13 protein-coding genes and 1 pseudogene are annotated in these 15,862 nt (G+C 70.5%); 7 read left to right on the top strand and 7 right to left on the bottom strand.

Going from position 1 to position 15,862, the window contains the following annotated elements; genetic code table 11:
* Positions 1-27: 27 nt before the first annotated feature.
* From KZ829_RS06875 to KZ829_RS06865, 3 genes are all read left to right on the top strand, one after another.
* On the top strand, positions 28-1,338 hold the full coding sequence (locus tag KZ829_RS06875) for an amidase (protein WP_220143001.1): 1,311 nt from the start codon (positions 28-30) through the stop codon (positions 1,336-1,338).
* 69 nt (positions 1,339-1,407) lie between these two features.
* Positions 1,408-2,001: a hypothetical protein gene (locus KZ829_RS06870; RefSeq protein ID WP_220143000.1), complete on the top strand. Its 594-nt coding sequence runs from the start codon at positions 1,408-1,410 to the stop codon at positions 1,999-2,001.
* 225 nt (positions 2,002-2,226) lie between these two features.
* A complete protein-coding gene (locus KZ829_RS06865) occupies positions 2,227-3,297 on the top strand; it encodes a cellulose-binding domain-containing protein (RefSeq protein WP_220142999.1) in 1,071 nt (356 codons plus the stop codon).
* Between the two features lie 65 nt (positions 3,298-3,362).
* Here KZ829_RS06865 and KZ829_RS06860 read toward each other — a convergent pair whose 3' ends face one another.
* A complete protein-coding gene (locus KZ829_RS06860; protein WP_220142998.1) occupies positions 3,363-3,929 on the bottom strand; it encodes an NADPH-dependent FMN reductase in 567 nt (188 codons plus the stop codon).
* A gap of 295 nt (positions 3,930-4,224) precedes the next feature.
* The gene (locus KZ829_RS06855) at positions 4,225-5,454 is read right to left on the bottom strand and encodes a PQQ-dependent sugar dehydrogenase (protein ID WP_220142997.1); all 1,230 of its coding nucleotides are present in this window, start codon (positions 5,452-5,454) and stop codon (positions 4,225-4,227) included.
* A 136-nt stretch (positions 5,455-5,590) separates the two neighbouring features.
* On the opposite strand from KZ829_RS06855, the gene KZ829_RS06850 reads away from it, so the two are divergent.
* The 3 genes from KZ829_RS06850 to KZ829_RS06840 all read left to right on the top strand — a co-directional run bounded on the left by KZ829_RS06850 (position 5,591) and on the right by KZ829_RS06840 (position 9,899).
* Entirely contained in the window at positions 5,591-6,361 is a 771-nt protein-coding gene (locus KZ829_RS06850) for an IclR family transcriptional regulator (RefSeq protein ID WP_220142996.1), read from the top strand.
* Positions 6,362-6,474: 113 nt separating this feature from the next.
* Positions 6,475-7,902 (top strand): extracellular solute-binding protein, encoded by a 1,428-nt coding sequence (locus KZ829_RS06845; RefSeq protein ID WP_220142995.1) that lies wholly within the window; start codon positions 6,475-6,477, stop codon positions 7,900-7,902.
* Positions 7,899-9,899 carry an ABC transporter permease gene (locus KZ829_RS06840; protein ID WP_220142994.1) on the top strand — a complete coding sequence of 667 codons (2,001 nt, stop codon included), beginning with the start codon at positions 7,899-7,901 and terminating at the stop codon, positions 9,897-9,899. The genes KZ829_RS06845 and KZ829_RS06840 overlap by 4 nt, the downstream gene beginning before the upstream one ends.
* Before the next feature lie 2 nt (positions 9,900-9,901).
* Here the strand turns inward: KZ829_RS06840 and KZ829_RS06835 are convergent, their stop codons facing one another.
* Positions 9,902-10,762: an SMP-30/gluconolactonase/LRE family protein gene (locus tag KZ829_RS06835; protein WP_220142993.1), complete on the bottom strand. Its 861-nt coding sequence runs from the start codon at positions 10,760-10,762 to the stop codon at positions 9,902-9,904.
* Between the two features lie 43 nt (positions 10,763-10,805).
* Between KZ829_RS06835 and KZ829_RS06830 the strand changes: the two genes are divergently transcribed.
* Positions 10,806-12,521, top strand: coding sequence for an IlvD/Edd family dehydratase (locus tag KZ829_RS06830; RefSeq protein WP_220142992.1), 1,716 nt, complete (start codon positions 10,806-10,808; stop codon positions 12,519-12,521).
* 26 nt (positions 12,522-12,547) lie between these two features.
* Here the strand turns inward: KZ829_RS06830 and KZ829_RS44825 are convergent.
* The 4 genes and pseudogenes from KZ829_RS44825 to KZ829_RS06810 form a co-directional block, all read right to left on the bottom strand.
* Positions 12,548-12,652, bottom strand: a pseudogene (locus tag KZ829_RS44825) (zinc-binding dehydrogenase); the annotation flags it as partial.
* A complete protein-coding gene (locus KZ829_RS06820; RefSeq protein WP_220142991.1) occupies positions 12,619-13,296 on the bottom strand; it encodes a lysophospholipid acyltransferase family protein in 678 nt (225 codons plus the stop codon). The pseudogene KZ829_RS44825 and the gene KZ829_RS06820, both read right to left, overlap by 34 nt.
* Before the next feature lie 143 nt (positions 13,297-13,439).
* Positions 13,440-15,158 (bottom strand): hypothetical protein, encoded by a 1,719-nt coding sequence (locus KZ829_RS06815; RefSeq protein ID WP_220142990.1) that lies wholly within the window; start codon positions 15,156-15,158, stop codon positions 13,440-13,442.
* A gap of 143 nt (positions 15,159-15,301) precedes the next feature.
* A complete protein-coding gene (locus KZ829_RS06810; RefSeq protein WP_220142989.1) occupies positions 15,302-15,853 on the bottom strand; it encodes a phospholipase in 552 nt (183 codons plus the stop codon).
* Positions 15,854-15,862: the final 9 nt, after the last annotated feature.

Below are 15,862 nucleotides of genomic sequence, written 5' to 3'. Positions count from 1 at the left end.
GGTTCACATGCTGTTTCAGCTCACCGGTTGACGGTCTCGACAGACATCCGGATCTCGGCAGATGATTGGATCGCGCAGCAATGGCTCGGGACCTCGTCGGCGCTGGCCGCCACCGAGACGTTCGTCGAGGAACAACTCTCCACGGTGCTCACCCGGCTCGGCATCGTCGGGCACGCCAACGGCCAGAGCCGGCACGTACCGTATGGTGCCCCGATGTCAGTGTGGATCAGCCGGATCGATCCGCCCTCCGGTGCTCACGGACTCATCCGCGTCGCCGTCAAGGACGCCATCGACGTGGCCGGCACGATCACGACCGCCGGGTGCGCTGCGGTACGTGATCGGGCGGTCCCCGCCACCTCCGATGCCCAGTGCCTGGTCGGGCTGCGTTCGGCCGGCGCGGTCATCGTCGGCAAGACCACACTGACCGAGCTCTGCGTCAGCCCGGTGGGCGACAACCCGCTCTTCGGCACCCCGGTCAACCCGGTGGCACCCGACCGCATCCCGGGCGGCTCGTCCAGCGGCAGCGCGGTAGCGGTCGCCACCGGTGAAGCGGACATCGGACTGGGCACCGACACCGGCGGATCGGTACGCATCCCCGCCGCCTGCTGCGGGGTCGTCGGTTTGAAGACGACCTGGGGGCGGGTGCCGACCCACGGTGTCTGGCCGCTGGCGCCCAGCTTGGACACTGTCGGCCCGCTGGCCCGCGACGTGGCCGGCGTCGCCACGGGAATGCGCCTGCTGGAGCCGGATTGGACGGTCGCGTCGCGTCCGGCTGGACTGATCGGTCGAGTGCGCATCGACGGTGTCGACGCTGCCGTCGAAGACCTCGTCGACGCCACTCTGCGGGTGTCCGGACTCGCCGTACACGAGGTGCGGCTGCCCGGATGGGATCAGACCTGGGACGCCCTCGATGCGATCATCCTCGGCGAACTCTGGAACGCGCACCACGCACTGCTCGACGCCGACGGGGTGGGTGCCTTCATCAACGACGGCCTGCATGCGGGCCGCACCGTCACCGCACAACGATCGGCGAATGCCATGTCCGCCCGCGCGGCGTGGCAGGCGGAGGTGACCGCGGCACTCGGTGACGTCGACGTTCTGGCGCTACCGACGCTGATCGCGGCTCCGCCGCTGCTGGCCGATCATGCGGGCTTCCCACTGACCCAGCTCACCGCGCCGTTCAATCTCGCCGGCGTCCCCGCCCTCTCCATGCCGATACCGTCCCCGGGCTTCCCCGTGCCGGTCAGCCTGCAACTCGTCGGCCCGATGTACGGCGAGGACCTGCTCTGCGCGACCGGACTCGCGATCGAAGAGGCACTGACCCCGGCCCGGCGATGAATCGCCTCGCCGATCCAGCGGATGCCCGTCAACCTTCGCTGGATCGGCGAACCTTGCCACCGTGGGCAGGTGCCCGACGGCGCGGAGCAGCGGGCCGGCCATGGCGCCGCTGCGCCCGCGATGTGGTGCATGGCCCGCGACGGCGGCGACGGAGGCGAGCCGGTCCAGCAGTGGCCGGGCGACCATCCGGTAGTCGACGTCGGCGGCACCGGCCGGGCGGGAGATCACCATGAGGACCCGCAACCGGGTCACCGGGACGTCGCGGACACCGAGAGGGCCAAAACCGGGCAGGGTACGGGTGAGCGTGGCCCCGTCGCACACGAGCGGGACGTCGCTGCCGGGTTCGTGCATGAGCTCCCACGGCATGCCGAGTGCCTGCGGATCACCCGACCGGAGGACGAGATCGCACGTTCGCCGGTCGCCGCGTGTGCCGGGCAGGCCGTGGGGCAGGAGTGTCTCGAACAGTCGCTCGCCCCAGCCGGCGAGGGCCGACCCGACCCGTTCGCCGCGGTCGGCGTAGACCGCATAGGGCCTGCTCAGATACTCCTCCAGGTACCACCGCAACTCGCCGGGCACGTCGTCGCCGAGCGGCCGGGCCACACCGTCGAGGTCCACGACGATCCGCTGCGCCAACGCACCTCCCGAGTAGACGTTCGAGGGTAGCGGCCCCGTGCGACGCGAAGCCGGTCCGGCGGGTGCGGGTTCAGCCGAACCGGTTCGCGGCGGACAGAGTGGATGAGGTTTCGGCGCTCGCGGGGCACGACCGAAACTTGCCGAAACCGTTTTCGTTCGCCAGAGTGGGGCACAACAGATGGATGGTCGTCGATTTAGGCCGCCTCGGGGCGGCGCCATGACGTCCACCCGGCCGGAGTCCGGAAGGAGACCAGGATGCTTCAACGGGTACGCCGTACAGTCGTGGTCGCGGCCGCGCTCGCCACCGTCGCCGCCGGAGCGGCGATCGGCGGGGTGACGTCCGCACAGGCCGCCGCGTCGGGCTGCCGGGTGAGCTACACCCTCGGCAGCCAGTGGGGCGGAGGATTCACCGCCGACGTCGCCGTGACCAACCTCGGCGACCCCCTCACGGGCTGGACCCTTCGCTGGTCGTTCGCCGCCGGTCAGGTGGTGACACAGGCATGGAACGCGGTGACCACGCAGAGCGGCTCCGCGGTCACGGCCGTCAACGCCGGCTGGAACGCGAACCTCGCCACGAACGGCACGACGACGTTCGGTTTCAACGGCTCGTGGAACAACAGCGGCAACCCCGTGCCGGCGAGCTTCACCCTGAACGGAGTCGTCTGCACCGGCGCCACCACGCCGGGACCCACCGCCTCGCCGAGCACCTCGCCCACCTCGCAGCCGCCGACGTCCACACCGCCGGAGCGCACCGTGCGCGCCTACTGGCTGCGGCCCACCGACGTCGCGTACGACCAGCGGTACGTCGACGGCATCGCCAACGTGATGCGCGAGGCCCAGAGCTACTACCGGCAGGAACTCGGCAAGACGTTCACCCTCAACAACCCGGTCGTCGAGGTCGTCAACGGCGACCACCCCCGCTCGTGGTACGAGAACACGCCGAACGGCAACGAGTGCTACTGGTGGGTCGTCTTCAACATGCAGCAGGAGCTACTGCGCAAACTCTCCCTGCGCGCGCCGGACAGCCGCTGGGTCAACGTCGGCGAGATCAGCGCCGAGGCGTCGTGCTCCGGCGGTGGAGGAGGCGGCGGGTGGGTCATCCTCAGCGGCCACGACGCCGACGGCGCGGCAGGCGTCAACGGCCCGATGAACCGATGGTACGGCGGCATGGTCCACGAACTCGGGCACGCGTTCGGCCTGCCGGACTCGACCTCGACCGACGGCACCCCGATGTCCGCCTCCTTCTACAGCTACCCGAACACGCACTTCAGCCAGGCACAGAAGCAGGCCATCCTGAACGGCCCGTACGGCAGTTTCCTGTCCTGACACCGCACTCGACGGCCGCCGCCGATCCGCGAGGAGACCGGCGGCGGCCACTCCCCAGGGCCGCTCTACCGGGGCAGCACCGTGAGGACCCGGACGATGTGGTCGCGAAACTCCTGCATGTACGTGGCGAGGAAGTCCTCGGTGGTCTTGTCGGTGACCTCTCCGTTGCCGGGGAACAGGTCCGGGGTGAACTTGATGTACGCCTCGGGTGAGGTCATCTGCCGGGTGTTGCAGAAGCTGAGCACCGCGCGCAGGCTCTGCTGCGACAGTGCGGTGCGGATGTCGCCGATCGACGCGCCGACCACCGCGACAGGTACGTGGTCGAAGGAGTTCCGGCCCCACGGCCGGGACGCCCAGTCGATGGCGTTCTTCAGGGCGCCGGGGATGGAACGGTTGTACTCCGGCGTCACGAACAGGATGGCCTGCGACCGGCTGATCGCTTCCTTGAGCGCAAGCCCTTCGGGTGGATAGTTCGTGTCGTAGTCCGGGCTGTAGAGCGGCAGATCCCGGATCGGGATCTCGGTGAACTCGAGGTCGTCGGGCGCCAGCCGGATGAGCGCCTTCGACAGCTCCCGGTTGATCGACGTGGACGACAGGCTGCCGACGAAGTATCCGACCTTGTAGCTGGCCATCGCGCTGTGCTCCTTGGTAGACGGTTTGGGTGTCGCGGCGGCCAAGCGCTTGCCGCCACTTCGCCCCGCCTGGGCGGAGGCCATGGCCGTACGCCTCCGGCGTCCTGCCCGCGGCGAAAGGACGAGGGCGCTCATGACCAGGCTAAACCTCGCCCGCCGCCCGGACCGGGGTAACGCACGAACGTGACCGGAGCGCGCCCTCGGCATCTCCGGGGGCGCGCTCACCGGCCGTCGCCGCGTTCGTGCGCGCCTCCGGCGCGGTCGCCGCAGGAGAGGCCGCGTCCTCAGCCGGGGTTCAGCGGGTCGTCACCCCGCCCTCGGAGACCGGCTGGACTCGCTCGAACCGCACCCGGCTCAACCATCCCGGGTAGTCGCTGAGCACGTACAGCTCGCCGTGCACGTCGGCGCCGATAGCGGTCGGCTGGGTGGGGAAGTTGCCGATCGTGGCGGTCTCGTAGGTGCCGTCGCGCCTGGGGCGCACGGCGTAGACGCGGGGCGCGCAGTAGTCGCTCGCGACGTATGTCCCCCACGCCTCGGGGGTCCGGGACCCTCGGTACACCACGCCGCCGATCACCGAGCAGCTCTCCGTGAGGAAGTGTTCGTACTCGAAGACCGGGTCGACGTACTGCACGCCCGGCCGGCATTGCGCCGGGTCGAACACCGGGGTGCCCTCCTTGCAGGACCAGCCGAGGTTCGCCCCGCCCTGCCAGGGGCGGATGTGGTTGATCTCTTCGACCAGGCCCTGGCCGACGTCACCGATCCACAGCGAGTTGTCGACCGGGTCGACGGAGAACCGCCACGGGTTGCGCAGTCCGTAGAGCCAGATCTCCGGCCGCGCGCCCGGCGTCCGGACGAACGGGTTGGTGGAGGGTACGCAGTAGGGCTTCGCCCCGCAGGCGCGGTTGACGTCGATCCGCACGATCTTGCCGAGCAGGGTGCCGAGGTCCTGGCCGGCCTTGAACGGGTCGTTCGCGTGGCCGCCGTCGCCGGTGGACCAGTAGAGGTAGCCGTCGCGGCCGAACGCCACCTGTCCACCGTTGTGGTTGCCGTACTCGGCGTGCTCCTGGGTGAGCAGCACCTGTAGCCGCTCCGGGGCGCCGATGGGCAGTCGCGCCAGGGTCAGCGCGCCGGCCGGCAGGCTCGTGTAGGCGACGTAGATGATCCCGGTCCGTGCGAAGTTCGGCGCGGGCGTGATGCCGAGCAGGCCTCGCTCGTTGTCCGAGGCGTCGATGCGGGCGGTCAGGTCGAGCACCGGCTCGGCCGCCAGGCCGGTGTCGGGGTGGTAGGCGCGGACGGTGCCGTTCTTCTCCGCGATCAGCATCCGGCCGTCCGGCAGCCCGGTGATCGCGATCGGACGCTGGAGGCCGGAGGCCACCTGCTCGGTCACCACGGTCAGTTCGCTGAGCGGCACCGCGGGGGTGCGGGGTGTGCCGGCCGCCGGCACCGAGGTCGACAGGGTCGCGGACAGGGCCAGAACGAGCAGGCCGGCCAGCATGGTGGCCGGGCGACGACGACGTCGCGACATGTTCAGCTCCTTGAACAGAGTGGGGATGCGTTACGGGAGCGCTCCCACACTACATCGAAGCTCGACGATGTGTGGCCATTACCGATCGGCAGGTGACCCTCCGTTAACCTGTTGCGGACTCGAAAGGACTATCGACGTGGCCCGTGTGGTACCGGCGGTCATCCGCGCGCTCGACATCCTCGAGCTGTTCCTGGACCGGGCGGAGCTGTCGGCCCGCGAGGTGACCGAGCGGCTCGACCTGCCCCGGACCACCGTCCACGAACTGCTGGTCACGCTGGTGGAGCGGGCGTACCTGATCGCCGTCCCGGGCCAGCCGGTGCGGTACCGGCTCGGCATGCCGTTGTTCCAGCTCGGCTCGGCGTTCGCCGGGCGGCTCGACCTGGTCCGCGAGGCGCAGAGCATCGCGCGGGACGTGGCGGCCGCCTGTGACGAGGCGGTCCATGTGGCCGTGCTGGACGGCGCCGACGTCGTCTATCTCGTCAAAGTGGACAGCACGCACCCGGTCCGGATGGTCTCCGCGGTGGGACGGCGGCTGCCCGCCCACTGCACGGCGGTCGGCAAGATCCTGCTGGCGGATCTCGACCGGGCGGGACTGGACGGCGTCCTGGCGAAGGGTCCCCTGGCGGGCATGACACCGGCCAGCATCACCGATCCGAACCTGCTGCGGGCACATCTCGAGCAGGTCCGCGTCGAGGGGGTCGCGGCCGACCTCGGTGAGTCCGACACCGCGATGCGCTGTGTGGCCGCGGCGGTCCGGGACCATTCCGGCGCGGTCGTCGCCGCGATGAGCGTGTCGGCGCCGATCATCCGCTGGACCCCGCAGTCGCCGGAGAAGTGGACCGGCCTGGTGTGCGAGGGTGCGGCCGCGCTCTCCGCCCGCATGGGGTACCGCGCCGCATCGCGGTAGTCGGCAACCACCCCGAGACATTGACACCCCTCATGGGTCTGTCCTAGCGTCGCGTCCACCCGATACGGTATATCGAACCACGTTCGAGATTTCGAACAAAGGGGTGAGCGGCCATGGAGAACACGATGTGGTCCCGGCGCGGCTTTCTGGGAATGGGCGTGGGAGTGCTCGGCGCGGCCGGCCTGGCCGCGTGTGGCGGCGGCTCCGAGTCGCCGCCCAAGGCCCAGGCGGAGGTGCCGAAGGAGCTGCTCGACGCCGCCGCGGCGCTGAAGGGCTCCACGATGGGCATGCTGTCGCAGAAGCTGTACTCGACAGCGGCCAACGAGGCGCTCGACGCCTCGATCAGGAAGTTCGCCGAGGCCACCGGGACGAAGATCGAGAACAGCCTGGTCCAGGCCGACGCGGGCGACGTCGTCGCCAAGATCGACGCCGAGGTCAAGGGCGGCGTGGCCCGCGACCTGGCGTTCATGACCGACTCGCGGTTCATCGCGCAGTTCCACGCGCTGGGCGACCTGGAGGATGTGACCGACGTCGTCACGGCCCTGAGCGCCGACTACGGCGAGCCCTGCGCCGAGGCCAAGAACTTCTGCGTCTTCGACGGTAGATGGTACGCGATCCCGTACCACTTCATCGGCATCGGATCCTTCCTGCGCAAGGACTGGATGCGGGAGAAGGGGATCACGCCCAAGGACCTCTACAGCTGGGAGGAGTTGCGCGATGTCTGCCTGGCGATCTCCGACCCGGGCAAACGGCGCTTCGGCTGGGGCATGACCGTCAACCGCTCCGGGGACGGCAACGGCATGATCGAGGCGCTGATCAACTCCTACGGCGGGGCGATCGCCAGCAACGACGGCAAGAAGGTCACCTTCGACTCCCCCGAGACGGTGCAGGCGGTCACCTTCCTCGGCGACATCTACACCAACCCCAGGTACAAACCGATGCTGCCACCCGGTGTGGACAGCTGGACCGACACCAGCAACAACGAGAACTGGCTGGCCGGCGTCCTGGGCTACACCCGCAACAGCTTCAGCGTCTACGCCGACTCCAAGACCAAGAAGAATCCGGTGTACGACAACACGCACGTCTTCTCCGACTGCATCGGCCCGGCCACCGACAAGTCGTTGCTGCTCGGCCAGTCCCAGGGATTCGTGGTGTTCAAGGGCGCCAAGAACGGCGACCTCGCCCGGCTCCTCGCGCAGTACCTGATCACCGCGCCCGCCCTGGTCGGGGTGGCGAAGGAGGCGCCCGGCCTGGCGTTGCCCGCCTGGGAGAGGGTCTGGGACGCCGACCCGTTCTTCGCCGGCGGCGACCCGGCGTTCCCGATGCTGCGCACCATGTCCCAGCAGCCACTGCCACTGAAGACGAAGAACGGTCTGTCCTTCCCGCAGAAGGCCAGCGCCGGACAGCAGGCCGTCGTCGCGGCCTACGTCCTCACCGACATGATGCAGCAGGTCGTGCAGGGCGCGGCGCCCGCGCAGGCGGTCAAGGACGCCCACGCCAAGATGGTGCAGATCTTCTCCCAGCAGGGGCTGCCGCAGTGAGGTCGCTCCGCACGGCGCCGGCCCCGGTGGTGAAGGCGACATCGCCACCGGGGCCCGGCTCCCTCACGGCGGCCCAGCGTCGGCTGGGACGCGACTGGCGGCTCGCGGCGCTGTTTCTCACGCCCACCGCCGTGCTCGTCGGCGTACTCGTGCTGGTGCCGATCGTCCAGTCGTTCATCACCAGCACCACCGAACGGCACGGGGCGGACAGCGTGTTCGTCGGCCTGGACAACTACCGTGCGCTCGCCGGTGACCGGCAGTTCCGTACCGGCGTGGTGAACTCGTTCGTCTTCACGGCGTACGCCGAGGTGTTCAAGGTGGTGCTGGGCCTGGCCGCGGCCCTGCTCCTGCACCGCCTGCGCCGCGGGCGCGCCCTGCTGACCGGACTGCTGCTGGTGCCGTGGGTGGTGCCGACGGTGGTCACCGCGTTCAGTTGGCGGTCCCTGCTCGACCCGATCTTCGGCAGCGTCAACACGCTGCTCACCAGCTCCGGCATCGGCCCGCTGCTGGCGAGTCTGCACCTGGTCGACAGCTGGCCGGCCGGCTGGCTGTCCGACCCGTCATTGGCGATGCCGTCGGTGGTCCTGGTCAACGTGTGGAAGGGGGTGCCGTTCTTCACCGTCTGCTTCCTCGCCGGACTGAAGGCGATCCCCGCCGAGCACTTCGAGGCCGCCACCATCGACGGCGCGACGCCCTGGCAGCGGTTCCGGCACGTCACGCTGCCCGGACTGCGCCACGTGATCACGGTGACGGTTACCCTGTCGTCGATCTGGACGTTCAACAACTTCGACCTGATCTGGCTGCTGACCCAGGGCGGACCGGGCGACGTGACCGCCCCGTACGTCCTCGTCGCCTATTCCAAGGCGATCCTGCAACTCCAGTACGGCGCGGGCGCGGCCGTCACCCTGGTCATGCTGCCGATCATCGCCGGCCTGGTGTTCGTCCTGGTCCGGCTACTGCGCCAGGATTTCGGCACCAGGCCGCCACGGTGGACCGGGCCGACCCGCACGGCGTTCGGATGGGCCGTCACCGCCGTGGTCACCGGCCTGCTGTTCTGGGCGTCGCCGGAGATCTTCTGGAAGGCGGCGGTCGTCCTCGGGATCATCCTGCTGATCGTGGCCGGGATCGGCCGGCTGATCGCGGCGCTGGCCGACCGGGGCGGGCGCCGGGCGTCCGCGGTGGTGTCCCGGGTCGCCTCCGGGATCGCGCTGGCCGGCCTGCTCGCCTTCGTGCTCGGCCCGATGTACTGGATAGCGGTCACCGCGTTCAAGTCCGAGACACAGGTCGTCATGCGCGACAACGACCTGTGGCCGACGCCGTGGACCCTGGAGCAGTTCGGCGCGCTGTTCACCAACCAGCAGTTCGGCCGCTGGTACCTCAACACCCTGATGGTGTCGGCGGCGTCCACCACGATCGCTCTGCTCTGCGCCGCCCTGGCCGGGTACGCGCTGGCCCGGCTGCGGTTCCGCGGGGCGCAGGGTTTCACCGTCACGGTGCTGCTCACCTACGTGATGCCCGGCGCGCTGCTCTTCATCCCCCTCTACCAGCTGCTCATCGAGACGCGGCTCACCGACTCGCTGTGGTCGCTGGCGCTCACCTACCCGACGTTCACGCTGCCGTTCGCCACCTGGCTGCTGACCGGCTACTTCGCGTCGATCCCGGTCGACCTGGAGGAGGCGGCCCTGGTCGACGGCGGCACCCGGATCCAGGCGTTCCGCCGGGTGGTGCTGCCGCTGGCCAAACCGGGCCTGCTGGCGGTCGCGCTGTTCACCCTGACCAACGCCTGGAACGAGTTCCTCTTCGCCTTCGTGTTCATCACCAAGGACGAGTACAAGACGCTGCCCGTCGGGATGCAGTCGATGATCGCCGGTGACGTCGTGCCGCAGGGACAGCTCGCCGCCGCGTCGCTGCTGGTCAGCATTCCCGTTGTGGTCATGTATGCGTTCGGGCAGCGTTTCCTCACCGAGGGGCTCACCGCGGGCGCGGTGAAAGGATGAGATCAAAGACCCGGATTCCAGTACGGCGTGAGCAGTCCCGCGACACCGACGCGGGCGGTGAACAGCCGGCCGGACGACGGATGGGCCGCCAGGTCGGCGGCGGTGAGGTCCTGGGTGGCCGTGGTGATCACCAGGACGTCCAGTTCAGGGCCGGCGAACGCGACGCTGGAGGTGTGCGGGGCGTCCACCTCGACCACCGCGAGCAGCTCACCGGCCGGCGACCGGCACTCGACCCGGCCCCCGCCCCAGACGGCCAGCCACAGATTGCCGTCGGCGTCCGCACACAGGCCGTCCGGGTACCCGTCGTCGACGGTGAACAGCACGGACCGCTCCCCCACCGGGTAGTCGCGCACGTAAATGGTGCGCGTAAGCGTGTCCACGCTGTAGAACCGGTCACCGGACGGACTCCACGCCAGCCCGTTGGAGAGGGTCAGGTCGTCGTCGACGGTGGTGCAGCCGCCGTCCTCGAAGCGGACCAGCACCTCCCGGTCACCGCCGAGACTGCCGACCAGGAACCGGCCGGAAGGGTCGACCGCGCCGTCGTTGAGCCGGCCCGGCGATCCCGGCGGCAGCACCCGTGCCAGGTGCGTACGCCCGCCGTCGGCATCCACCCGGGTCAGCGTCTCCCGCTCGGCCACCAGCAGGCCGCCGTTCTCCGCGACCGCGACGGCGCCCACGCTCTGCTCGAAGGACCAGGTACGGACCGGTTCGACACGGTCATGGTCGCCGAGCCGGCCCTCGTGCACGTCGCCCGCCATGATGTCGACCCACAGCAGACGCTGCCGGCCGGCGTCCCAGACCGGCCCCTCCCCGAGGAAATAGGCGGCGTCGGTCGCCGGTCGGGCGGTGTGTCCTGTAGTCATCTCATTCACAACAGTGAAATTGTAGTGATGGCGGAGGTGGGCGATGCATCAGCGACGCAGTGCGCAGTGGTACGCCGGTGACGACCGGAACAGCTACATCCACCGTGCCTGGATGCGGCGGGGTCTGCCGGCCGACGCCTTCGACGGGCGCCCGCACATCGCCATCGCCAACACCGCCTCCGACCTGACCCCGTGCAACGCCCACCTCGACGAGGTCGCCCGCAGCGTCGCCGACGGCATCCACCGCGCCGGTGGCATCCCGCTGAACCTGCCCGTCGTGTCGATCGGCGAGACCCAGGTCCGGCCGACCGCGATGCTGTGGCGCAACATGGCCGCGATGGCGATCGAGGAGATGCTGCGCGCCAACCCCATCGACGGCGTCGTCCTGCTCGGCGGCTGCGACAAGACCATCCCCGCGCTGTTGATGGGCGCCGCCTCGGTCGACCTGCCGGCCGTGGTGATGCCCGGCGGCCCGATGCTGACCGGCACCTTCCGCGGCGTGCCGCTCGGCTGCGGCACCGACGTGTGGAAACTGTCCGAGGAGGTGCGCGCGGGCACGCTGGGCGCGGCCGAGTTCCAGCGCTCCGAGTCGTCGATGATCCGCAGCCGGGGCCACTGCAACACGATGGGCACCGCCTCCACCATGGGGCTGCTCGCCGAGGTGCTGGGCATGACCCTGCCCGGGGTGGCCGGCACCCCGGCCCCGGACAGCCGCCTGCTGGAGGCCGCCCACGCGACCGGTGTGCTCGCCGTCGAACTGGTCGACGCGGACCGCCGCCCCAGCGAGGTGATGACCCGCGGCTCGTTCCTCAACGCGATCGTCGCCCTCGCCGCCCTGGGCGGCTCCACCAACGCCGTCGTGCACCTGCTCGCCATCGCCGGCCGGCTCGGCGTCGACCTTTCCCAAGACGATTTCGATCGTACGGGCGCCGACGTGCCGCTGCTCGTCGACCTGCTGCCGGCCGGCCGTTTCCTGATGGACGACCTGTATCGGGCCGGCGGTTTGCACGCCGTCCTCGCCGAGGTCCGGGATCTGCTGGATCCGGCCGCGATCACGGTCACCGGCCGGCCGCTGACCGACCACCTCGGCGACGCCCGCGTCTACGACCGGGAGGTGATCCGGCCGCGGGCCGAGCCGCTGCGACCGCACGCCGGGATCGCGGTCCTCTACGGCAACCTGGCGCCGGACGGGGCGGTCGTCAAACCGGCCGCCGCGTCCGCGCACCTGCTGCGCCACCGGGGGCCGGCCGTGGTCTTCGACTCCGTCGAGGACCTGCACGCCCGGCTCGACGACCCGGATCTGGACGTCACCGCCGACTCGGTGCTGGTCCTGCGCGGCTGCGGGCCCAAGGGCTACCCGGGCATGCCGGAGGTGTCCAACATGCCGTTGCCGGCGAAACTTCTCGAGCAGGGGGTACGCGACATGGTGCGCGTCTGTGACGGGCGGATGTCGGGTACGGCGTACGGCACCGTGGTCCTGCACGTCGCCCCCGAAGCCGCGGCCGGCGGGCCGCTCGCCAAGGTCCGCACCGGCGACATGATCGTCCTCGACGTCGCGAACCGGCGCCTCGACGCCGACGTCCCCGCCGAACAGTGGGCCGCCCGCGACCCGTCCCCGGAGGCGGCGAAGGCCTACGCCGCGCCGTCACGCGGCTGGGAGCGCCTCTACGTCGACACCGTCGGCCAGGCCGACACCGGCGCCGACTGTGACTTCCTGCGCGGCTCCAGCGGCGACCGCGTCTCCCGCGAATCCCACTGAGTCCCGGAAACCGGCGCCGGGCCCTGTCAGGTGAGCAGCACGATGCGCCCGGGCTCATGGCGTGACTCGCTCAGCTCGTGGGCCGCCGCCACTTCACTCAGCGGGAAGGTCGCCGCGACCGGGATCCGGAGCTCCGGGGGCGCCGTCCCGCCGGTGCCACGGGCGCGATGGCGCGGAGTTCAGCGGTCAGCCTCCTGGCCAGGTCCTGTGCGGATTCCGACGGCGGCGGCGGTGTGGGTTCGAAGAAGGTCACCTTGAGACGGGGCCGCCGGGGGAAGCGTGCGATGTCCACGGTCCCGGAGACCGCCGCGCAGACGATGCGGGCCTGCGGCACGGCCTGGGCGAGACGCCCGACGCCGCTGCGGGCAGGCAGGTTCCGGCCTTGCGAACGGCTGCCTTCGGGGAAGATCCCGAGACAGCCGCCCGTAGAGAGGCACTGCCTCGCGGCGTCCAGTGCGTCCGTGTCGGCCTGCCCGCGCCGTACGGGGATCTGTCCCATTCCGTCGAGCACCCGGCGGAGCAGTGAATTCTTCCAGAGGGATGCTTTGGCGAGCGCCCGGATCTGCCGGCGCCGGCGGCCGGCGAACGCGATGACCACGGGGTCCCACGCACTGTCGTGGTTGGCCGCGACGATCGTCGCGCCGTGCGTCGACAGGTTGTGCAAGCCCACCACTTCGAGACGGCCCCACCAGCGGACGACAGGCCACGCCGCCGTCATGACTGCTCGATAGACCGGCGGAATCCGGCCGGGGGCGGCAGAGCTGTCGCGTTCCATGTCTCACTCTCGCTGTTCGGGCCAGGGGCCGTTCACCGGCGACGCTAGCCGGTTGTTCACGCATGGACACCGGCACCCCTGTGGACGGCCGTTCGACGCCGGGAAGGTGTGCCTGTCTCCGCCGGCGGAGTTCGGCGCAACGATCAGTTCAGGGTGCGGCGGACCGTGTCCAGGCGGCCGGCGAGGTCCGGGTTCACCGCGTGCAGGCCGGTCAGGTCGGCTCGGCGTCCGAGGTCGTGCGACCACAGGACGTTGCGGCCGTGTTCCAGTTGTTCGACGGCGTCACCGGGGTGGTCGAGGTCGATCGCCTGGGCGGCGGCGGTGGTGACCACGGGGTTCCAGGTGCGCAGTTGGGTCTCCTGGCTGTGCCGGTCGAGTCCGTGCCAGGCGGCCAGCGGCAGCAGCCGGACCGCGGTGGCGTTGCCCCGGGCCGCGTCGGCGAGGCGGCCGTGGCGGCCGGCGGCGGCGCCCCAGCGGCCGGCCGCCCGGATGCGGTCGGTGCTGGGGGCGGTCGTCAGGCCGGCCGCCCGGCGGAACAGGTCGATCGCCTCGGTGAGCAGGCTCGGGGTGTCCGGTGTGTGCGCGTACCGTTCGATCAGGCGCTGACCGAGTTCGGACAGCAGGGTGGCACGGAACGGGTGTTCGGCGGGGACGATCGTGAGGGCTTGTCGTAGTGGCCTGGCGGCGCGGTCGAGGTCGGTGGCGTCGCCGGTGACGCGGAACCGTGTGCCGTAGCAGGAGGCCAGGGTGAGCAGGCGGATCGGATTCCGGTCGCCGTCGATCGCGGCCGCACGTTGTGCCACCCGGATCGCCTCGTTCGCGTCGCCGGGGTCCGCGGTCTGTTCCGCCAGCGCGCGGCGGACCGTGGCCAGGTTGGACAGCATGGCCGCGTGCCGGGCGGAGGACGGCGGCGAGCCTTGTACGGTTTCCTCGGCGGCGGCGACGGCGGCGAGCAGGTCGTCGATGTCGCCGCGGAGGGTGAACCGGTGTTCCAGGGCGCCGGTGAGGGTGGACAGCAGGTCGCCGCGGCGTGGGTCGTCGGCGTCCATTCCGGCTCGCGCGGCCTGTGCGCTGGTCACGGCCTGGTCCAGGTCGTCGAGGCTGTGCACGTCCCCGTACCGGTCGAAGTGGTATTTGGCCAGGTTGGCGAGATGGTTGGCCTGCTCGGGGTGCCCGGTCAGGGCGTCGACGGCGTGTCTCGACGCGGTGATCGCCGCGGTGCGGTCGCCGATGTCGCCGGTCGCGGCGGCCCGTTCGGACAGTGCCGCCGCGAGCAGGCCGGCGGCGAAGCCCCGCTCGTGCTGATCGGCGGCGGTGGCCACCGCGGCCTGGGCCACCTCGACGAGTTCGGTCCGGAGCGACCGGCCGCCGACGTGGTGCAGGAACATGATGAGGACGAATCCAAGGTTGTTGAGCCGAAGGTGACGTCCCGGCTCGATGTCCGTGTGGGCGGCCTCGCGGGCGACGGTCAGTGCCTCGGTCACGTCGCCCTGTTCGCCGGTGAGTTCGAAGCGGGAGGTGAGGGCCAGGGCCAGCATCGACAGGGCGTCGGCTCGCGGTCGCGGCGGCATGGCGGGGTCGGTCAGCGCCAGCCGGGTCACCTCGACGGCGCGGCGGAGGTCGTCGGGGCGTTTTTGGCGGGAGCCTCGTTCCCGGTAGGCGATGCCGAGCCTGATCAGCGACACCGTGGACCGGGCAGTGGCCGCACGTTCATGCAGGGTGATGCCCACGTCGAGCGCGGCCGGGGTCGTCGGATCCGGCGCCAGCAGCACGTCGGCCAGGGCGATGTCTCGTTCGACCCGGGTCCGGTTCCGGTCGCGGGCCACGGACAGGTGGTGGGCGTACTCCGCGTGCATGGCCACCCTGAACCACGTCGAAAAATGTACCTGCTCGTACCGCCGGCGACGGGGGTCAGCGACGCGGACGCCTTCCTGCCCGAACTGCCGGCCGCGGGCGGACCTTCCTGGTCCGCTCGCGGCCGGTCGGTGTCGCTCGGCGGGAAGGGTCATCCAGCGGTGGCTGTGGCCTTGAGTTCGGCGGCAGCTTCCAGGTCCTGCTCGGTGACCGCCGCCAGGGAGCCGAAGATCGAGACGGCTTGGTAGTAGGTCCAGGCCAGGCTGTAGCAGGCCGGGCGGACGGCCGCCGCGTAGGTGGCGCACTTGCGTTTGAGGTCCGCGTAGAACATCGAGTCCAGGCGGCTCTTGCCGGCGTCGAAGATCCCCATCGCCTTGTGGTTGCGGTAGCCGAAGTCGTGTCGCCAGCAGGCGAGCTTGAAGTTGAAGCCCAGAGGGTTGTCCGGGCTGGCGGAGCAGTAGTCGGTGCCCCAGTCGAAGGCGTACGCCGACCAGGCGCCCTGGTTCTGCCGGGCGGCGTTCCAGCTGTTGTAGCTGGTGACGTTGGTCTGGGTGAACGACGACAGGACGGCGAGTTTCTCGGCGGTGGTCACGGCGAACGCCGGACCGGCCGGGCCGAGGATGGTCAGGGCGGCGAGTGCCGCGGCGAGCAGCAGTCGGAGAACAACACGGCGGGCACTCGTCAGGACGGTGGATGTGGACATCCGGGGCTC

This window comes from Actinoplanes hulinensis (assembly GCF_019429605.1).
Classification (GTDB): Bacteria; Actinomycetota; Actinomycetes; order Mycobacteriales; family Micromonosporaceae; genus Actinoplanes; species Actinoplanes campanulatus.
This window is presented reverse-complemented; position numbering and strand designations above follow the sequence as displayed.